General features: G+C 61.3%; 17 protein-coding genes. 10 read left to right on the top strand and 7 right to left on the bottom strand.

Annotated elements, in window-relative coordinates; genetic code table 11:
• Positions 1-291: 291 nt before the first annotated feature.
• The gene (locus IB248_RS08590) at positions 292-1,329 is read right to left on the bottom strand and encodes an Ldh family oxidoreductase (protein WP_018859733.1); all 1,038 of its coding nucleotides are present in this window, start codon (positions 1,327-1,329) and stop codon (positions 292-294) included.
• Between the two features lie 150 nt (positions 1,330-1,479).
• Between IB248_RS08590 and IB248_RS08585 the strand changes: the two genes are divergently transcribed.
• The 9 genes from IB248_RS08585 (at position 1,480) to IB248_RS08545 (ending at position 11,744) form a co-directional block, all read left to right on the top strand.
• Complete coding sequence (locus IB248_RS08585; protein ID WP_018859734.1) at positions 1,480-2,997, top strand: aldehyde dehydrogenase (NADP(+)); 1,518 nt, start codon at positions 1,480-1,482, stop codon at positions 2,995-2,997.
• A gap of 184 nt (positions 2,998-3,181) precedes the next feature.
• Positions 3,182-3,991 carry a transporter substrate-binding domain-containing protein gene (locus IB248_RS08580; protein WP_018859735.1) on the top strand — a complete coding sequence of 270 codons (810 nt, stop codon included), beginning with the start codon at positions 3,182-3,184 and terminating at the stop codon, positions 3,989-3,991.
• A 69-nt stretch (positions 3,992-4,060) separates the two neighbouring features.
• Positions 4,061-4,726: an amino acid ABC transporter permease gene (locus IB248_RS08575; protein WP_192240709.1), complete on the top strand. Its 666-nt coding sequence runs from the start codon at positions 4,061-4,063 to the stop codon at positions 4,724-4,726.
• A 12-nt stretch (positions 4,727-4,738) separates the two neighbouring features.
• Positions 4,739-5,392: an amino acid ABC transporter permease gene (locus tag IB248_RS08570; RefSeq protein WP_018859737.1), complete on the top strand. Its 654-nt coding sequence runs from the start codon at positions 4,739-4,741 to the stop codon at positions 5,390-5,392.
• Positions 5,385-6,107: an amino acid ABC transporter ATP-binding protein gene (locus tag IB248_RS08565; RefSeq protein WP_018859738.1), complete on the top strand. Its 723-nt coding sequence runs from the start codon at positions 5,385-5,387 to the stop codon at positions 6,105-6,107. The genes IB248_RS08570 and IB248_RS08565 overlap by 8 nt, the downstream gene beginning before the upstream one ends.
• 7 nt (positions 6,108-6,114) lie before the next feature.
• On the top strand, positions 6,115-7,365 hold the full coding sequence (locus IB248_RS08560) for an FAD-binding oxidoreductase (RefSeq protein ID WP_192240708.1): 1,251 nt from the start codon (positions 6,115-6,117) through the stop codon (positions 7,363-7,365).
• Positions 7,366-7,448: 83 nt separating this feature from the next.
• Complete coding sequence (locus IB248_RS08555; protein WP_192240707.1) at positions 7,449-9,140, top strand: aconitase X; 1,692 nt, start codon at positions 7,449-7,451, stop codon at positions 9,138-9,140.
• Between the two features lie 9 nt (positions 9,141-9,149).
• On the top strand, positions 9,150-10,178 hold the full coding sequence (locus IB248_RS08550) for a proline racemase family protein (RefSeq protein WP_112668097.1): 1,029 nt from the start codon (positions 9,150-9,152) through the stop codon (positions 10,176-10,178).
• A gap of 108 nt (positions 10,179-10,286) precedes the next feature.
• Complete coding sequence (locus tag IB248_RS08545; RefSeq protein ID WP_192240706.1) at positions 10,287-11,744, top strand: lytic transglycosylase F; 1,458 nt, start codon at positions 10,287-10,289, stop codon at positions 11,742-11,744.
• Positions 11,745-11,824: 80 nt separating this feature from the next.
• Here IB248_RS08545 and IB248_RS08540 read toward each other — a convergent pair whose 3' ends face one another.
• Genes IB248_RS08540 through IB248_RS08520 form a run of 5 tightly spaced genes read right to left on the bottom strand, consistent with a single transcriptional unit; the run spans position 11,825 to position 17,276 of the window.
• Positions 11,825-12,808 (bottom strand): oligopeptide/dipeptide ABC transporter ATP-binding protein, encoded by a 984-nt coding sequence (locus IB248_RS08540; protein WP_018859743.1) that lies wholly within the window; start codon positions 12,806-12,808, stop codon positions 11,825-11,827.
• On the bottom strand, positions 12,801-13,808 hold the full coding sequence (locus IB248_RS08535) for an ABC transporter ATP-binding protein (protein ID WP_192240705.1): 1,008 nt from the start codon (positions 13,806-13,808) through the stop codon (positions 12,801-12,803). The genes IB248_RS08540 and IB248_RS08535 overlap by 8 nt, the downstream gene beginning before the upstream one ends.
• 1 nt (position 13,809) lies before the next feature.
• On the bottom strand, positions 13,810-14,727 hold the full coding sequence (locus tag IB248_RS08530; RefSeq protein WP_062375524.1) for an ABC transporter permease subunit: 918 nt from the start codon (positions 14,725-14,727) through the stop codon (positions 13,810-13,812).
• Positions 14,724-15,647 (bottom strand): ABC transporter permease subunit, encoded by a 924-nt coding sequence (locus IB248_RS08525; protein ID WP_018859746.1) that lies wholly within the window; start codon positions 15,645-15,647, stop codon positions 14,724-14,726. Before IB248_RS08525 ends, IB248_RS08530 begins: the two co-directional genes overlap by 4 nt.
• 48 nt (positions 15,648-15,695) lie before the next feature.
• Entirely contained in the window at positions 15,696-17,276 is a 1,581-nt protein-coding gene (locus IB248_RS08520) for a peptide ABC transporter substrate-binding protein (protein WP_018859747.1), read from the bottom strand.
• A gap of 665 nt (positions 17,277-17,941) precedes the next feature.
• On the opposite strand from IB248_RS08520, the gene IB248_RS08515 reads away from it, so the two are divergent.
• On the top strand, positions 17,942-18,397 hold the full coding sequence (locus tag IB248_RS08515) for a GFA family protein (RefSeq protein WP_018859749.1): 456 nt from the start codon (positions 17,942-17,944) through the stop codon (positions 18,395-18,397).
• 63 nt (positions 18,398-18,460) lie between these two features.
• On the opposite strand, the gene lepA is transcribed toward IB248_RS08515, so the two are convergent.
• Complete coding sequence (gene lepA, locus IB248_RS08510; protein WP_018859750.1) at positions 18,461-20,293, bottom strand: translation elongation factor 4; 1,833 nt, start codon at positions 20,291-20,293, stop codon at positions 18,461-18,463.
• Between the last annotated feature and the right edge of the window lie 98 nt (positions 20,294-20,391).

The raw sequence follows: 20,391 nt of genomic DNA, 5'->3' as shown, positions 1-20,391 counted from the left end.
TTCACGGGCATCGCTATGCCCGCTTTCGAAGTCTCACCCGCGTCGCATGCCAGTGCCTGCTGGCTGCAGCCGCCCAAAACATCAAGAAGATCGCCATGGCGCTCACCAAGCCACCCAGACCAGCCATCGCATGAGGGCCAGAGGCCGCCAACTTCGCCCCGCCTCAGAACCCAACTAAAACAACCAACGTCCAAAAAACAAACCCGCCGAAAATATCGGCGGGTTTGTCAGCAGTCTGAGGCCCTCCGATTGGAGGGCCTTTTTGTATTGGCGGCGATTTCTGCCGGTGGCTCAAGCCACCGCCTCCAGGCCGAGCGCGAACAAACGCTCGAGCTGCTTGATTTCGGCGTCGGTCAGCGCGATGCCGTCGGCCTCCGATTTTGCGCGCGCCGCATACCGGCGCTGCGAGGGAAGGCGGGCGCCCTGGCCGACGATGGCCTCGAACAGGGTCTCTGCCCGCGCAAACGGATTGCCTGGCCGGCCGGCGGCGAAGGCTTCCGGCGAGAAGGCGATGATCAATTCGCCGTGGAAAGGGGCCAGCGTCGTCGTGCCGAGATAGTCCAGAACCTCGGGGCTTGTCAGGTCGCCGATCATGATTCCGGCCAGCAGCTCGATCATCGTCCCGATGGCCGAGCCCTTATGCCCGCCGAACGGCAGCATGGCGCCGGCAAGCGCAGCCTCCGGATCGGTCGTCGGATTGCCGTCGGCATCGATCGCCCAGCCCTCGGGCAGCGACTTTCCAGCCCGCCGGTGCAGTTCGATTTCCCCGCGCGCGGCAACCGACGTGGCAAAATCGAAGACGTAGGGCGGCTGGCCGACGCGCGGCCAGGCAAAGGCGAAGGGGTTGGTGCCGAGCAGCGGTTTGTTGCCGCCGGTTGGCGCAACGGTTGCATAGCTCGGGCACATGACCAGGCCGGCGAGGCCCTGTTCGGTCAGGGCTTCCGCTTCCGACCAGAGCGCGGAGAAATGCGTGCAGTCGTTGATGACGAGGGCTGCAAGCCCGCAGGATCGGGTGCGCTCCACGAGAGCCCGCAAGCCGAGTTCGAAGGCCGGATTGGCAAAGCCACCCTTGGCGTTGACCTTCACGATCGCGGAGCCCTCCTGCAGCATGAGTTCCGGCACCGCGTCCGGATTCACTTTGCCCGCTTTGACGGTCCGCAGCGCACCCTCGATCCTGTAGATGCCATGCGATTTGCAGGCATCCCGCTCTCCGGAGACGATTACGCGCGCGAGTGCGCCGGCCTGGATCTCGTTGAGGCCAGCCTTGCGGAAAATCGCATCGACCCGCTCCTGCAGGGCCGATACGGTCAGGGTGGTGTTGTCGCTCATCTCGTGTCTCTCGTGAATGGCCCGGCCGCCGACGGCGATCGAGTGTTGATGTTATAAATACATAGAGTATACAAAGATCCGACATGCGCAATTCGCCTTTGGATGGATTTTCGCGTAAAGCACCACGGGCTCTCAAGAAAGGAATCGCAGATGGTCTTCACTCCCAATGGAAAACACCTCGTCGCGGGCGAATGGCTCGACGGAGCGGGTACTTTTGCATCCGCGCCGGCGCACGGTCTAGTCCATCAGTTTGCAGTCGGTACGGTAGATCTTGTCAATCGCGCCTGCGAGGCCGCCGAAGATGCGTTCTGGAGCTATGGCTACTCCACGCGGGCAGAACGCGCGGCGTTCTTGCGCGCCATCGCCGACGAGATCGAAGCTCGCGCCGAGGCGATCACCGCGATCGGTAGCCAGGAAACGGGCCTGCCGGAAGCTCGCCTGCAGGGCGAACGCGGCCGCACGACCGGTCAGCTACGTCTCTTCGCGGACCATATCGAAAAGGGCGAATATCTCGACCGCCGTCGTGATGCGGCACTGCCCGACCGCCAGCCCGCGGCACGGCCGGAAATCCGGCTTATCCAGCGCCCGGTCGGCCCGGTCGCCGTCTTCGGCGCCTCGAACTTCCCGCTGGCCTTCTCCACGGCCGGCGGTGATACCGCAGCCGCTCTGGCGGCAGGTTGCCCTGTTGTCGTCAAGGGTCACTCGGCGCATCCGGGAACCGGCGAAATCGTCGCGCAGGCGATCGAGGCCGCTATTCGCAAGACGGGTGTTCATCCCGGCGTCTTCTCGTTGATCCAGGGTGGGAACCGTGATGTCGGTCATGCACTCGTGCAGCATCCGCGGATCAAAGCTGTTGGCTTCACCGGTTCGCTCGCCGGCGGCCGCGCACTCTTCAATCTTTGCGCCGCGCGGCCGGAGCCGATCCCGTTCTTCGGTGAACTCGGTTCGGTCAATCCGATGTTCCTGCTGCCCGAGGCGCTGAAGGCACGCGCTGAAGCGCTCGGCCAGGGCTGGGCCGGGTCGCTGACGATGGGCGCCGGCCAGTTTTGCACCAACCCCGGCATTGCAGTTGTGACCGAAGGCGCCGAAGCCGATCGCTTCGTAGCCGCAACGGTCGAAGCGCTCGGCAAGGTCGCGCCGCAGACGATGCTGACGGATGGCATTGCGAAGGCCTACCAGGATGGGCAGTCACGCTTTGCAACTCGCAATACGGTCAAATCGCTGTTCGCCAGCGAGTCCTCTGGCCGCTCAGCCGCTCCGAACCTGTTTGAGACAACCGGCGCACAGTTCCTCGCCGATCACGCCCTGGGCGAAGAGGTCTTTGGACCGCTCGGCCTTGTCGTGCGTGTCCAGACGATCGATGAGATGGAGAAGCTCGCTCGTGGCTTCGAAGGTCAGTTGACGGCGACGATCCATATGGATGCAGGTGACATTGCCGACGCCCGTCGTCTGCGCCCCGTGCTGGAACGCAAGGCAGGACGTGTCCTGGTCAATGGATTCCCGACCGGTGTCGAGGTGGTCGATTCGATGGTGCATGGCGGACCCTATCCGGCTTCGACCAACTTCGGCGCAACCAGCGTCGGCACAATGTCGATCCGGCGCTTCCTCCGCCCGGTTTCGTACCAGAACATGCCGGAAGATCTGCTGCCGGAAGATTTTCTCGGCTGATTCCTATCAAGGGTAGAAAAGCAAAGGGCGGCCACGACTTGGCCGCCCTTTTTTGTCGACGTAGTCGCTATTCAACTTATACTTTGTGCATACTTCATGTATTTTAGCATTGATTTGCGCGCGCCGAAGGGGAATAGTGCGCCTCGCTGTCAATCGACAATCCAACTCTGGGAGAGAGAATAGAATGAAACCTTCGGTCCTCGCCTTCGGCCTTCTGGCTGCCGCAACCGTTCTGACCAGCCCGGCGAAGGCCGACAAGTTGGACGACATCATCGGCTCGGGCACGCTGCGCTGCGCGGTCGTACTGGACTTCCCACCGATGGGTTCGCGCGACGAGAATAACAACCCGATCGGCTTCGACGTGGACTATTGCAACGATCTGGCTAAGGCGCTGGGTGTAACCGCCGAAATCGTTGAGACCCCGTTCCCTGAGCGTATTCCGGCGCTGATGTCGGGTCGCGTTGATGTCGGCGTGGCCTCCACCTCTGACACGCTCGAGCGTGCCAAGACTGTCGGCATGACGGTTCCCTACTTCGCCTTCGAGATGGCGGTTACGGCCAACGAGAAGTCGGGCGTGAAGTCCTTCGAAGACATGAAGGGCAAGGTTGTCGGCGCAACCGCTGGCACTTACGAAGCGATCGCACTCGAACAGCAGGTCAAGGCCTGGGGCGTCGGTGAGTTCCGTCCTTACCAGACACAAGCCGACGTATTCCTGGCGTTGAGCCAGGGCCAAATCGATGCCACCGTTTCGACCTCGACCGTTGCCCAGGCTAACGTCAAGACCGGCAAGTTCGCCGGCATCGCTGTGGTCGGCAAGGCACCGTTCGACATCGACTACGTCTCGCTCTTCACCAACCGTGAGGAATACGGCCTGATCAACTACCTGAACCTGTTCATTAACCAGCAGGTTCGCACCGGCCGCTACGCCGAGCTCTACAAGAAGTGGGTTGGTGGCGACCTGCCGTCGCTCGCGGTCAATGGCGTTTACCGCTAACCCGCACCGTTTCTCCCGCGGCGCGAGGCATGACCTCGCGCCGCAGCTTTATGACAAGGTGAGACGGTAATGTTCAACTACACCTTCCACTGGAACCAGGCACTCAAGGCATTGCCGCAGATGCTCGACGGTGCGCTGGTCACGATGCAGATTGCGCTCCTGTCCATGGTCATCGGACTGGCTTGTGCGATCGCGCTGACCTTGTTCCGGCTATCCGGCAACCGCATCCTTGGTGGCTTCGCCACGGCTTGGGTCGAGATCGCCCGAAATACGCCGGCGCTGTTCCAGATCTACATGGCTCATTTCGGACTCGGCAACTTTGGCATTCACCTCACGCCGTTTACCGCGCTCCTGGCTGGCATTGCCTTCAACAACGCTGGCTACCTGGCAGAAAATTTCCGCGGCGCGCTGAAGGCGATCCCGGACACGCAGACGCGCGCCGGACGCTCGCTCGGCATGACCTCGATGCAGGCCTTTCGCCTGATCGTCCTGCCGCAGATGCTGCGCGTGGCGTTTCTGCCGGCGACCAACCAGATGGTCTGGGCGGTCCTGATGACGTCGCTCGGCGTAACCGTCGGTATGAACACTGACCTTACCGGCGTGACGCAGGAACTGAATGCGCGCTCCTTCCGCACCTTTGAATTCTTCGCCTTGGCTGCCGTGATCTACTACGTCATCGCCAAGGTTCTGACCCTTGCCGCCCGGGCACTCGCCTGGCGCATGTTCCGTTATTGAGAGAGGTGAGAGATGTTTAGTACTGCCCTCACCTGGAGTGATCTGGCCTTTCTGGCGCAAGGCGCGGGAATGACGCTCGCGGTCACGGCCGTCTCGGTCGCTGCCGGAACCGTTCTCGGCATCTTCTTCGGGATGATCCGCGTCGAACTCGGACCTTACTGGTCCGCACCGCTGACCTTCGCGCTCGACGTCTTCCGCTCCGTGCCTTTGTTGATCCAGCTTGTGCTCGGAAATGCGCTGCAGTCGATCATGCGGCTTGGCTGGCCCCCATTCACGACCTCCTGCGTGGTGCTGTCGCTCTATACGGCTGCCTATTGCACGGAGATCGTCCGCGGTGGCATTTCCGCGGTGCCGCCGACCACGCGCCGTGCGGCTCGCTCGCTCGGCATGACCTGGTGGCAGGACATGCGCTATATTGTGGCCCCGCTCGCAACGCGCGTTTCGCTGCCGTCTTGGATCGGACTGACGCTCGGCGTCATGAAGGATTCCGCGCTGGTGCTCTGGCTCGGCCTGATCGAGTTGCTGCGCGCCTCGCAGATTCTCGTGACCCGGCTGCAGGAGCCGCTGTTCATCCTGATGATCTGCGGCACCGTCTACTTCATTATCAGCTTCCCCATCGCCCGGATTGGCGGGTATCTCGAAAAACGGTGGTCCCCCAATGATTGAGATTGAAAACGTCCGCAAATCCTTCGGCCCGTTGGAGGTTCTGAAGGGCATCAACCTCACTGTTCCGAAGGGCGAGGTGCTGACCATAATCGGTGGTTCCGGCTCGGGGAAGTCGACGCTGCTCACCTGCATCAATGGCCTTGAGGCCATCGACAGTGGCCGTATCGTTGTCGACGGCACGGATGTGCATGCCAAGGCGACCGACCTCAACAAGCTTCGCCGCAAGCTTGGCATCGTCTTCCAGCAGTGGAACGCTTTTCCGCATCTGACGGTGCTGGAAAACGTCATGCTTGCGCCGCGAAAAGTGCTCGGCCTTTCCAAGGCGGAAGCCGAGGCGATCGCGGTAAGGCAGCTCACCCACGTCGGCCTCGGGGAGAAGCTCAAGGTCTATCCTAACCGCATGTCGGGCGGCCAGCAGCAGCGCATGGCGATTGCGCGTGCGCTTGCCATGTCGCCAGAATACATGCTGTTCGACGAGGTCACCTCGGCGCTCGACCCACAGCTGGTTGGCGAAGTGCTCGACACACTGCGCATGCTGGCCTCCGAAGGCATGACGATGATCTGCGTCACGCACGAAATGAAGTTTGCGCGTGAGGTTTCAGACCGCGTCGCCTTCTTCCACAAGGGCGTGATGGCCGAGATCGCTCCCCCGGAAGAGCTGTTCGGTGCGCCGAAGGATCCGGAGTTGCAGGCTTTCCTCGCTGCCACCCATTGAGGCGATGATGAACGATCAAATTCAGACGGATGTCATCGTAATCGGCGCGGGGGTCGTTGGGCTATCCGCTGCAATCGCGGCACAGGCAAGGGGGCTTTCGGTGGTCGTACTCGACCGGGAGGGTCCCGCTGCCGGCGCCTCGGCTGGCAATGCCGGCGCCTTCGCCTTTACCGACATCCTGCCGCTTGCTTCGCCGGGCATCCTCAAGAAAGCACCTAAGTGGCTGCTCGATCCGCTCGGCCCGCTTTCGGTGCCGCCAGCCTATGCCTTGCAGATCGCGCCATGGATGTTCCGCTTCTGGCGCGCCTGCGCGCCGTGCCGTGTCGCCCATTCGACTGCGGCGCAAACCGCGCTGATGGACCTTTCGAAGGCGGAGCTTGAGCCGTTCCTGCAGCAGAGCGGCACCGTGGGCATGCTGCGCAAGGATGGCAATCTGCAGGTCTATGAGGGCGAAGCGGAACTGAAGGCTTCGCTTCCCGGCTGGAAAGCGCGGGAGGAGCATGGAATCGAGTTCCATCACCTCGATGCGGCCGGCATCAATGAGATCCAGCCTGGTATCGCGCCTCGCTTCACCCATGGCACCTTCACGCCTGGCTGGTACTCCATCGCCGATCCCAAGCTCTATACCCTTGCCCTGGCAGACCACTTCCGCGCCATCGGCGGCTCCATCGAGCGTGCGGAGGTCATCGCACTGCGTCCTGTTGATGGCGGCGTAGATGTCGTCAGTTCCGGCGGCGCTTCGCGACGGGCAGCACAGGTGGTCCTATCGGCGGGTGCATTTTCACATCAGGTGGCCCGTACGATCGGGGAGAATATCCCGCTCGAAACGGAAAGGGGCTACAATACCACGCTCCCTCCCGAGGCTTTCGATCTGCGCACGCAGATTACCTTCGGCGGGCACGGATTTGTCGTTACCCGGCTGTCGACAGGCATCCGCGTGGGCGGCGCCGTCGAGCTTGGGGGCTTGAAGCTTCCGCCGAACTTCCGTCGATCGGAGGCGATGCTGAAGAAGGCACAGAGCTTCCTGCCCGGCCTGAAGCCTCAGGGCGGCGTCCAGTGGATGGGGTTCCGCCCATCCTTGCCGGACAGCCTGCCCGCCGTCGGTCACGCCCGCGCCACGCAGCGCGTTGTCTATGCCTTCGGTCACGGCCATCTTGGCCTGACTCAGTCGGCTGGCACCGCGCGCATCGTCGCGGATTTGCTCACGGGCAAGAAGCCGGCGATCGACATTGCATCCTTCTCACCCCAAAGATTCTGATGGAGGCGGGAGCGCGCTCATGACAGTTGGCCGCATCAGCCCCATTGGTGAATGACTCCCTCCGCTCAAGGCTTCGTGGTGAAATGAAAACCCTCGCACTCGATCGCAGCATTCTCGGCGGTACCGCGAATGGCCCCGTCATTGTCGCAAAGGAGGCATTGAGCTTCTGGGGCGGGGTCGATCCCGCTACTGGCTTGGTGATCGACGTCCACCACCCGCTTCACGGAAGCCGCCTCACCGGTTGCATTCTGATGATGCCCTCGAGCCGCGGATCCTGCACGGGTTCCGGCGTACTCCTCGACCTCGTCCTGACGGGTCGCGCACCGGCCGCCCTGGTTTTTTCCGAAGCCGAGGATGTGTTGACGCTCGGCGCGCTGATCGCGTCCGAAATGTTCGGCAAGCCTCTGCCCGTCGTACGGCTTGGGCCGGAGGCCTTTGCGGCGCTCTCCCGCGCGAAGACCGCCGAGATCAGCGATACGGCGGTTGTCGCAGACGAGGTGGAGATTCCGATCGCTCCTCCGGCAACCGCTGCGCTCGACCTCAACGATGTAGATCGCGCCATGCTTGACGGGCAGCAGGGCATCGCCGTGCAGCAGGCCATGCGCATCATCTGCGCCATGGCGGCGCAGCAGGGCGCGCGCGGCCTCGTGGATGTCACGCAGGGCCATATCGACGGCTGCATCTATGCGAGCCCCGCCAATCTCACCTTTGCGGAAAAGATGGCTGATATGGGCGCGCAGGTCCGCGTGCCGACGACCATGAACGCCATTTCCGTCGACCGCGCCAATTGGCAAGCGCAAGGCGTTCCGGAAAGCTTCGGCGACCCGGCTGCACGGCTTGCCGATGCCTATGTGCGCATGGGCTGTCGCCCGACCTTCACCTGCTCTCCCTATCTGCTGGATAGCGCACCGCAGGCGGGCGAATCGATTGCATGGGCAGAGTCCAACGCAGTGATCTTCGCCAATACCGTGCTCGGCGCGCGGACGGCAAAACACCCCGATTTCCTCGATCTCTGCATCGCGCTAACGGGACGTGCGCCGCTGTCCGGCGTTTATCTCGACGAGCATCGCAAGGCACGACGGATCATTGATGTCGAATTGCCCGAGCGCGTCGATGACGCTTTCTGGCCGCTCATCGGTTATCTCGCAGGTCGCGCGGCGCCGGATCGCATCCCGCTTTTGCGCGGCCTAAGCTCCGCGCGGCCTTCGCAGGACGACCTGAAGGCGCTGTGCGCCGCTTTTGGCACCACGTCAGCAGCACCCATGCTGCATGTGGAGGGCGTTACGCCCGAAGCTGCCGGCTCGGCCCGCGACGATGCCGATCGGGTTGTCATCTCGCGCGCCGACATGGCTGCGGCCTGGACGGTTCTAAACGAGGGGCCGGAAGAGGTGGAACTCGTTGCCATTGGCAGCCCGCATGCCTCCCTGACCGAATGTCGAGCCTTGGAAGAAGCGCTTGCCGGCCGCAGCCGGCACGCGGATGTCACGGTAATCGTGACCGCCGGTCGCCAGGTCATCAGCGAAGCGCGCAACGAAGGCCTGTTGAAGAGATTGGAGGATGCAGGCGTGCAGGTCCTGCCCGATCTCTGCTGGTGTTCGATTTCCGAGCCCGTGTTCCCGACGCGAACCCGCTCCCTGATGACGAACTCGGGCAAATATGCCCACTATGGCCCCGGCCTTTCCGGTCGTGCCGTTCGCTTCGGCAGCCTTGCCGATTGCGTCACCGCCGCTCTGACTGGGCGCGTTCCGCCCCAGTTGCCCGATTGGCTTTCCTGAGGAGGTATCATGCACAGCACCAAGACCATCCATGTCGTTTCCGCCCATGCCGAGGGCGAAGTGGGCGATGTCATCGTCGGCGGTGTGACGCCGCCGCCCGGCGAAACGATCTGGGAGCAAAGCCGCTGGATTGCGCAAGACGGGACGTTGCGCAATTTCGTGCTGAACGAACCGCGCGGCGGCGTTTTCCGGCACGTCAATTTGCTGGTGCCACCGAAGCATCCCGACGCCGATGCCGCATTCATCATCATGGAGCCGGAAGATACGCCACCCATGTCGGGATCGAATTCGATCTGCGTATCCACGGTGCTGCTGGACAGCGGCATCCTGCCGATGCAGGAGCCGATCACCGAGATCACCCTCGAAGCGCCCGGCGGGCTCGTCCGTGTGCGCGCCGAGTGCCGCAACGGCAAGGCCGAGCGCATCTTCGTGCAGAACCTACCAAGCTTCGCGGAACGACTGGATGCGAAGCTGGAAGTCGAGGGCGTGGGTACGCTGACCGTCGATACCGCCTATGGCGGTGACAGCTTTGTCATCGTCGATGCGGCGGCGATGGGCTTCAGCCTGTCGCCCGACGAGGCCCATGACATTGCGAAGCTCGGCGTGCGCATTACCAATGCCGCCAACGCCGCGCTCGGATTTCATCACCCGGAAAATCCGGACTGGAATCATTTCTCCTTCTGCCTCTTTGCAGGGCCGGTGGAGCGTACCGCCGAAGGTCTACGTGCGGGTGCAGCCGTCGCGATCCAGCCCGGCAAGGTCGATCGCTCGCCCACGGGAACGGCGCTGTCGGCCCGCATGGCCGTATTGCACGCGCGTGGACAAATGACGCTCGAAGATCGTCTAACTGCGGTGTCGTTGATCGGCTCCACGTTCTCTGGCCGCATTCTAGGCACGACCGATGTTGGCGGTCGCCCGGCCATCCTGCCTGAGATCTCCGGCCGCGCCTGGATTACCGGTACCCATCAGCACATGCTCGATCCGTCCGACCCCTGGCCGGAAGGCTATCGGTTGACCGATACCTGGGGTGCCCGCTGATTGCCTGACCAGCCTTGAGCGGTACGGATAATCTCCGCTCAAGGCGCCTGCACACCTTTGATTGTGCAACAGACGTGGTACGCTCGCAGCATCAGCTGGGGGCAAGTCATGCGACGTCTTCTTTTCAGCATAGTGCTTGCAATCATCACCATTCTGTTCGGTCAGGTTGCTGCGTTCGCCCAAACGAATGTCGAGGTCGGCGGGATCATGCCGAAGCCGAATACGGGCGATCTCGATGCTATGACCAAGATCCGCCTCGTTCGAATCCTGGTGCCATACAGCAAGACCATCTATTTCATCGACAAGGGACGCCAGTTCGGAACCGCGGTGGAGTTTGGGACGGCCCTGGAGGCCGAGCTCAACAAGGGCAGGAAAAAAGCGATCGAACACATCCGCGTCGCCTTCATTCCGACCGGGCGAGATCGATTGATTCCAGCCCTCAAGGAAGGGCTCGGCGACATCATCATGGCCAACTTGACGGTCACCCCTGCGCGGCTTCAGGACGTCGATTTCAGCGCGCCGATCTACAGCGACGCGAGCGAGGTGCTGGTATCAGGGCCATCCGCGGAGGCGGTTACCAACATCGCCCATCTGGCAGGCAAGGAAATCCGCGTCCGTCAGACGAGCAGCTACTACGAGCATCTTCTGTCGCTCAACGAGCAATTGAAGAAGGACGGAAAGCCGGAGATCCAAGTCAAGCCGATCGACGAGAACCTTGAGGACGAGGATCTCATGGAGATGGTGAATGCCGGCCTCCTGCCCTGGACGGTGGTCGATGGATACAAGGCCGACATATGGGCGAAGGTGTTCACGGAATTGAAGGTCCATCCTGATGTCGCCGTGGCCACTCACGGGCAGATCGCCTGGGCGATCCGCAAGAATAGTCCGCAGTTGAAAGCCGTCCTCGACAAGTTCGCCGAGCAGCACAAGGTTGGCACGACCTTCGGCAATCTGCTGCGCAACCGCTATTTCAAGAGCGATACGATTCTGCGGCGTGCCTATTCGCCTGCCGATGTCGATCGCTTCAAGGAACTGGTCGAAATCTTCCGCAAGCATGCGGGCACGTACTCGTTCGACTATCTGATGCTGATGGCGCAGGGCTATCAGGAATCCCAGCTTGACCAGTCGCGGCGTAGTCCGAGGGGCGCCGTCGGCGTGATGCAACTGCTTCCTGCCACGGCGGCGGGCAAGGAGATCGGCATAACCGGCATCGCCAAGAGCGAGAATCTCAATGTCGAGGCCGGCGCGAAATACTTACGCTATCTGGTTGAAGTCTCCATCAAGGGGGAGGGTGTTTCGCCGCGCGACCAGCAGCTGATGGCGTTTGCCGCCTACAATGCGGGTCCGGGAAATCTCCGGAAGTTTCGCGCCAAGGCAAAGAATATGGGGCTCGATCCCAATGTCTGGTTCGGAAACGTCGAGAATGCCGCAGCTGCCATCGTCGGCCGGGAAACGGTCCAATATGTCAGCAACATCTTCAAATACTACATCGCCTACAGCCTGCTGATGGAGCGGGTCGAAGCACAGCGCGCCTCGATGAGCACGACCACACCTGCCAAGAACTAGCGACTATGCCTTCGGTGTCGAATAGGTCAAACGGCCGGCTGGAAAACGGGCGGGCCGTTTGCAGTTCTGTCGATGCCGGCTTACCGGTCCATGTGATAGCAGGCGGCGGTTTGCTCGGGCCTGACCTGCTCCGTTGGCGGCATCTCCGTGCGGCAGATGTCCGTGGCCTTCCAGCAACGCGGAGAGAAGACACAGCCGGGCGGCGGATTGAGCGGCGAGGGCGGGTCGCCCTGAAGCCGGATACGCTGCCGGTTGCGTGCAAGCTTCGGATCGGGCACTGGCGCGGCCGAGAAGAGCGCCTGCGTGTAGGGATGCGCCGGGCTGTCGAACACGGTGGCGCAATCGCCAGCCTCGACCACCTTGCCGAGATAGAGCACCAGCACATCGTCTGAGATCAGACGTACGACCGAAAGGTCGTGGCTGATGAAGATCAGCGTCAGCCCGAACTCCTTGCGAAGCTTGCGCAAGAGCGTGATGACCTGCCCCTGGATCGACACGTCGAGCGCCGAAACCGGCTCGTCGCAGATGATCAGCTTCGGCCGTGTTACGACTGCGCGGGCAATGCCGATGCGCTGTGCCTGGCCGCCCGAGAACTCGTGCGGATAGCGGTTGATCATTTCAGGCACGAGGCCGACGGCACCCATGATCTCCTGTACGCGCGCCACGCGTTCCGCTTTTGTAAGCTTCGGCTCGAAGACGGTGAGCGGTTCGGCGATAATGTCGCCGACCGTCATGCGCGGATCGAGGGAGGCAATCGGATCCTGGAAGATGATCTGCATGTCGCGGCGAGCCGCGCGCATTTCCTCATCCGACAGGTCGAGCAGATTGCGCCCCTGCCAGAGAATGCGGCCTTTCTGCGATTTCAACAGACGCAGGATCGAGCGGCCAAGTGTGGACTTGCCGCAACCGGACTCTCCGACGATCCCCAGCGTCCGGCCTTCTCTGAGGTCGAAGCTGACATTGTTCACCGCAGTCAGCGTCATCGGCGGTTTGAAGAAGCTCTTCGACGGAATTTCGAACTGGGTGGTGAGGTTCTCGACCCTTAGGAGTGATCGTTCAGCCATGGTTCAAAACCTCCTCGCGGCGGGGGAAGGGATGGAAGCAGGCCGCGGAATGGCCTTTCGCCAACATCTCAAGTTTCGGCGACGCGTCGATACAATCGTTCTGGACCATTGGACAGCGCGGCGAGAAGCTGCAGCCTTTCGGCAGGTGCTGCAGATTGGGCGGCCGGCCGGGAATGACGGCGAGCTGATCGACGTCCTGGTCCGGCCGCGGGATCGAAGCGTGCAGCGCAGCGGTATAGGGATGCGCCGGTACATCGAAGAGCTCGTCGACTGGCGCTTCCTCGACGATCCGCCCGGCATACATGACGGCCACGCGATCCGCGAGGCCCGCGACGACGCCCAGATCATGCGTGATCATGACGAGCGCCGTGTTCATTTCCGCCGTCAGGTCGTTGAAGAGATCGAGGATCTGCGCTTGGATCGTCACGTCAAGCGCCGTCGTCGGCTCGTCGGCAATGAGCAGCTTCGGTTTCGTCAACAGCGCCATGGCAATGACGATGCGCTGGCGCATGCCGCCCGACAGCTCGTGCGGGTAGAGGCTGAAGCGCCGCGTCGGGTCGGGGATACCGACGCGCTTCAGCATATCGAGCGCCTCGTTGGAGGCAGCCCGCGCGGTGAAGCCGCGGTGAACCTCAAGCTGCTCCGTCAATTGCCGGGAAATCCGCAGAGACGGATTGAGCGCGGTCATCGGGTCCTGGAACACCATGGCCATGTCCTTGCCGCGGACATGGTCGAGCTCGCGCGGCCTTAGCGCCAGCACATCCTTGCCCTCGAGTAGTGCTTGGCCGCTGGTGCGGCCGTTCTTGGCAAGCAGACCCATGACGCCGAGGAAGGTCTGGCTCTTGCCCGAGCCGGACTCGCCGACGATCGCCACGCGCTCGCCGCGCCGGATCGACAGGTTCATGTTCGAGACGGCCTTCACCTCGCCATCCGGCGTCGCAAAGGTGATCGAATAGTCCTTCAGTTCGAGAAGCGTATCGTTTTTGGTTTCGTGTTGCATTCTATCGATCCTTCGGGTCGAACGCATCGCGCAGGCCGTCGCCGATGAAAAGCAGGCTCATCAGCAGGGCGACGAGGAAGCAGGCCGGGAAGGCCAAGAGCCACGGCATGCTTTCCATGGCGTCGGTGCCCTCGGCGATCAGCGTCCCGAGTGATGTCAGCGGTTCCTGAACACCGAAGCCGAGGTAGGACAGGAAGCTTTCGGTCGCGATGATTTCAGGAACGGTCAACGCGGCGAAAATCACCACTGGGCCGACCAGGTTCGGAATGATGTGCTTGAGGATGATCTTGAACGGTTTCTGGCCGGATGCACGTGCCGCCTCGATGAACTCGCGCTGCTTTATCGAGAGTGTTTGCCCGCGCACGATGCGAGCCATGGTCAGCCACTCCAGCGCGCCGATTGCCGCAAAAAGCAGGTAGACGTTTCGGCCGAACACCACCATCAGCAGGATGACGAAGAGGATGTAAGGCAGCGCATACATGATATCGACGAAGCGCATCATGAGCGCGTCGAGTCTGCCGCCGATGTATCCGGAGATCGCTCCATAGAGCACCCCGATGACCACCGAAACGATCGTGGCAGTTGCCGCAACCGCAAGCGAGACGCGGGTGCCGTAGAGCACGCGCGCAAGCAGGTCGCGGCCATTTGGATCTGTTCCGAAATAATGGCCGCTTTCCATATCCGGCGGCATGCGAAACGCCGCCCAATCCGGTTCCTCGTAGTCGAACGGGATCAGGTACGGGCCGATGAATGCGACCAGTATCAGGAGCAGCAACACGATGATGGCGACGACTGCTGCCTTGTTGCGGGAGAGACGACGCAGCGCATCGCTGGTCAGCGAGCGGCTCTTGTGCGAAAGCCCTTCGGCCTCGAGAAGCTCGGCCGCGAGCAGCTCTCTCTTTGCTGGATTGAGGATCATCGGTTTCTCACTTTCGGATCGAGCCATGCATAGGCAATGTCGACGAGAAGGTTCAGAAAGACGATCAGCACCATGTAGAAGATGACCGTGCCGAGAACCATGCCGTAGTCGCGGTTCAGCGCTGCGTTGACGAAGTAGCGGCCGATGCCCGGCAGTCCGAAGATGCTCTCGACAACCAGCGAGCCGGTGAGAAGGTAACTTGCCGCCGGACCGAGATAGGAAACGACAGGCATCATGGCGGGCTTTAGCGCGTGACGAATAACGGTTAGCCGTGGGCCGATGCCCTTGGCCTTGGCGGTCCGGATGTAGTTCTGGTTCATCACCTCGATCATCGAGCCGCGGGTCATGCGCGAGATGCGGCCCGCATGTGGCAAAGCCAGCACAACGATCGGAATGACGAGATAGCGGAACGAGCCGTCACCCCATCCGCCGACAGGCAGCCAGCCGAGATGGATACCGAAGACCAGCTGCAGGATAGGCGCAATCAGAAAGTTCGGAAGAACGAGGCCAACGAGAACGAGCAGCCCGAGGAGGTAGTCAGGCGCTTTATTCTGATAAAGTGCCCCAAGACAGCCGACTGTCACGCCGATAAGGATGGCAAAAATGAAGGCGAGGCCCCCGATCGTGAACGTGTAAGGCACGCCGATCATGATTTGCTGGGCAACGCTGAAATCTTCGTTGGCGAACGACGGGCCTAGATCACCCTTCAACACGTCGAAGACGTAGATCAGGTATTGTTCGATCAGCGGCTTGTCGAGATTGTAGTGAGCCGCGAGGTTCTTCAGGATCACCGGCGGCAATGGCCTCTCGCCATCGAACGGGCCGCCGGGAGCAAGGCGCAAGACAAAAAAGCTGAGTGTCACGGCGATCCACATCACGGGGATCGTCGACAGCAGGCGACGGAGTGCATATTTGATCATGGTCGTGGATCGGCCCTTCCCACATTCAGCGGGAAGGGCCGGTGTTCCTTATTCTTTGACCGACAGCCAGCGCGTGCGATGGATGTCCTGAATATTGTCGACGAAGCCCTGGACCTTCGGCGAGACCACGTTCTTCGAGACATAGTAATAAAGCGGAATGGCGGCGCTGTCGTCGAGCGCAAGCTGTTCGGCCTGCTTGAAGATTTCGGCGCGCTTCTTCAGGTCGGTTTGAGCGTTCGCTTCCTTGACGAGCTTGTCGAAGTCGGCATTGCTCCAGCGGCCATAGTTCATCGAAACGCCGGAAACGAGTAGACCCAGGAAGTTATCAGGATCGTTGTAGTCCGCGATCCAGCCTGCGCGGCCGATTTCGACCTGACCGTGCTGCATCTCGTCATAGTGGACCTTGGTTTCGGTGTTGTAGAGCTCGATCTGTACGCCGAGCGGCTTCCACATCGAGGCGATCGCCACAGCTACGCGCTTGTGGTTGTCATTGGTGTTGTAGCGGAGCTGTGCCTTCAGCGGGTGGTCAGGTCCGAAGCCTGCTTCCTTGAGCAGTTTTTTCGCCTCTTCCACCTTTTCCTTGTAGGGCATGTCCTTCCAGCTCACATAGGCCGGCTCACCATAATTCGCGGTGCCCGGCGGTACCCAGGAATAGGCCGGCAGTTCGCCGGTGCCGAGGATCTTCGGGCCGATGACTTCACGGTTGACGGCCATCGAGAGGGCCTGACGAACGCGCTTGTCGTCGAACGGCGGCTTCGTGGCGTTGAGGACGTAGTAGTAGCTGGCGAGGAACGGCGTGACATGGGCCTGGCCCGGCAGGTTCTTCTTCATCCATTCATACTGATCCGTCGGGAAGTCGGTCATGATGTCGAATTCGCCGGCGCGAAAGCGCTTCAGAGCCGCTTCCTGATCCTCGAGCGTGAAGAACTTCACGCCATCGATCTTCAGGTCCTTCTCGCCGTAGTACTGGTCGTTCTTGACTGTCGTGACGGACGCGCCCGGAATCCACTCGGTCGGCTTGTACGGGCCGTTGGTGACGATGTTGCCGATCTTCACCCAGTCATTGCCCTTGGCTTCAACCACATGCTTCGGCAGCGGATAGGCGGTGTAGTGCATCAGCGAATTGATGAAATAGGGGGTCGGGTTCTCAAGCGTGATCTCGAGCGTCTTGTCGTCGATCGCCTTGACGCCGAGCTGGCTGAAATCGGTGATTTCGCCCTTGTTGATCTTTTCCGCGTTCTTGATGGTGAATTGCAGATAGGCGTATTCCGCGGCGTTCTTCGGATCGACAAGGCGCTGGAAGGCGAAGACGAAGTCGCCGGCCGTCACCGGCTGCCCATCCGACCACTTGATGCCGTCGCGAAGCTTGAAGGTATAAACCTTGCCGTCCTGCGAGACGGTCCAGCTTTCAGCCTGTCCCGGGATCGGATCGTCCTTCGGGTCTTCGGTGACGAGGCCCTCGAAGATGTCGCCAGCAATGCGGTTCTCATAGTCGCTCGACAGCTTCTGCGGGTCGAGGGACTGCGGGTCGCCGCCATTGTGGATGTTGAGTGTCGCGGCGTGCGCGGTCACGGCCAGCAGTGAGCCAAGCACGGCTGAAGCCAGGAATTTTTTCGTGAGAAAGTTCATATGGGGGCCACCTTTCTAGGCTTTTCGCCTTTATTAGTCGTTTGTTCCCATGACCAGTTACGTTCAGGTCAGCGCACAACCTATCGTAAAGGCCTGCCGTTGCAAGTCCCCAAATGAAGCAGCGAGCGACACTCCTTGCCGCCGCGAAAATTTCTAGTCTGTAGCCGCCCGGCCTGCCGCAGAAGGAGGGATTTCGCCCGTGCTGTGCCGTTTCGTACGATGGGCAAGCTTCAATGCATTCAATCAATGATTGCAGATACCGAGGGTAGCCGGCTCATCTTTTGATGCCTTTGCGGCGAATTACGTTGACTATTCAATGACGGATAGGCTCGTTTGCGACATCTTGCCGCCGTCTGTTTTTGAAATGCTGCGTTGTCCCGCGATTTCGGGGAACGACTGGATTAGGTGGCACCGGTCTTCGCCCGTGGCTTGCAGACGCTGACGGAAAACGGTGCGTTGATTCTGGTCGACAAGCGGGCCGGTGCGGAGGTGGGCCAGTGTGCACTCGATCCAAAGGTCGCTATCGCTTGGTCGCTGCCAGTGGCGCGAATATCCGCGCGATCATGGCTTTCCGATTCCTAGGAGGCGATGCCGGTTTGCCTGCAGCCGACAGTTTGACGCCGCGCCGCCTGCCGCTAGATTGAGCATGACGAAGGGAGGTCGCGATGACCGAAGTAAATCTACCTTGGACCGGTGGCTGCCGATGCGGCCGCGTGCGATTGAAGATCCGCGCCAAGCCGCTTTTGACCATGGCGTGCCATTGCACAGGGTGCCAGAAGATGTCGTCGAGCGCCTTTTCGCTGAGTGCCGCGATCCCGGCGGAGGCCTTCGAAATCACCGAAGGAGAGCCCGTCATCGGTGGGCTGCACGGCGTCGAGGCGCACCACTATTTCTGCGGCCACTGCATGACCTGGATGTTCACGCGATCGGACGGGATGGATTGGTTCGTCAACCTGCGTCCGACGATGCTGGACGATCCGCGCTGGTTCCGGCCGTTCATCGAGACCTGGACCCGCGAAAAACTGCCCTTCGCCGAAACCGGCGCGGTCCGCAGCTACGAGGCGCTGCCGTCGATGGACGCCTATCAAGGGCTGGTGAAGGAATACATGGCCTGCAGTTGAGGCAGCGCAGGATCAAAAAGCCCGGCCATGCGTCGTGCGCCGGCCGGGCTGAAAATGATGCTTTTATTCGTCGCCCATCTTGAGCGCGGCGATGAAGGCTTCCTGTGGAATCTCCACCTTTCCGAACTGGCGCATGCGCTTCTTGCCTTCCTTCTGCTTGTCCAGAAGTTTGCGCTTTCGGGTGGCGTCGCCGCCGTAGCACTTGGCCGTCACGTCCTTGCGCAGCGCCGAGATGGTCTCGCGGGCAATCACGTTGCCGCCGATCGCTGCCTGGATTGGGATCTTGAACATGTGCTTCGGGATCAGTTCCTTCAGCCGCTCGCACATGTCGCGGCCACGCTTCTCGGCAGACGCGCGGTGGACGAGCATGGAGAGCGCATCGACAGGCTCTCCATTGACGAGGATCGACAGCTTGACGAGGTTACCTTCGCGGTAGCCTTCGAGGTGATAGTCGAAGGAGGCGTAGCCCTTCGAAATCGACTTCAGCCGGTCGTAGAAGTCGAAGACAACTTCATTGAGCGGCAACTCGTAGGTCACCATTGCGCGGGTGCCGACATAGGTGAGTTCCGTCTGGATGCCGCGACGATCCTGGCAGAGCTTGAGAATGCCGCCGAGGTAATCATCAGGCGTCATGATCGTCGCCTTGATCCAGGGCTCGCGGATCTCGTCGATCTTGACGACATCGGGCATGTCAGCCGGATTGTGCAGTTCGCGCTCGCTGCCGTCGGTCATCGTCAGCTGGTAGACGACCGAAGGCGCAGTGGCGATCAGGTCGAGGTCGAATTCGCGCTCAAGGCGTTCCTGGATGATCTCAAGGTGCAGCAGGCCAAGGAAGCCGCAACGGAAGCCGAAGCCGAGTGCGGCCGATGATTCCATTTCGAAGGAGAAGGAGGCATCATTCAGGCGAAGCTTGCCCATCGCCGCGCGCAGATCCTCGAAATCCGCGGCATCGACGGGGAAGAGACCGCAGAACACGACCGGTTGTGCCGGCTTGAAGCCCGGCAAGGCCTGCGTCGTTGGGCGCTTGTCCTCGGTGATGGTATCGCCGACGCGCGTATCGGCCACTTCCTTGATGGAGGCGGTGATGAAGCCGATTTCGCCAGGCCCGAGACTGTCGACATTGACCATCTTTGGCGTCAGCACGCCGACGCGTTCCACCTGGTACTTGGCGTCCGTGCCCATCATGCGGATCGTCTGGCCCTTGGTCAGCACGCCGTCGATGACGCGGACGAGGACCATGACGCCGAGATAGGTGTCGTACCAGCTGTCAACGAGCAGCGCCTTCAGAGGTGCCTTTTCACCGCCGGGGCTCTTCGGCGCCGGCAACTTCTGAACGATTGCCTCGAGGACATCGGGGATGCCGAGGCCGGTCTTTGCCGAAATCAACACGGCTTCCGAGGCATCGATACCGATCACTTCCTCGATCTGTTCCTTGATGCGATCAGGTTCGGCGGCTGGCAGGTCGATCTTGTTGAGGACGGTGACAAGCTCGTGGTTGTTGTCGATCGCCTGGTAGACGTTGGCGAGCGTCTGGGCTTCCACGCCTTGGCTGGCGTCAACGACGAGCAGCGAACCTTCGCAGGCCGAGAGCGAGCGCGAGACCTCATAGGCGAAGTCGACGTGTCCGGGCGTGTCGATCAAATTCAGGATATAGGTCTCGCCATCCTTGGCCTTGTAGTGCAGACGCACCGTCTGGGCCTTGATGGTGATGCCGCGCTCGCGCTCGATATCCATGTTGTCAAGCACCTGCTCGGACATCTCGCGCTCTGCCAGGCCGCCGGTCGATTGGATCAGGCGGTCGGCAAGCGTCGATTTGCCGTGGTCGATGTGGGCCACGATCGAGAAATTGCGGATATGGGAAAGCGGAGTCGTCGAATTGGTGCTCATGCGCGCCATATAGCAGCGCCGACCCTTGCCGCAAAGCGGAAAAGCAGGGGTTCGTTTACGATAAGTCGCCGTTTCGCGGACCGAAACATGATACTTGATTCTATTAT

It is taken from the genome of Rhizobium sp. RHZ01 (assembly GCF_014851595.1).
Taxonomy (GTDB): domain Bacteria; phylum Pseudomonadota; class Alphaproteobacteria; order Rhizobiales; family Rhizobiaceae; genus Rhizobium; species Rhizobium altiplani.
Note: the sequence above shows the minus strand (reverse complement) of the source record. Positions and strands in the feature narration are given on the sequence as shown.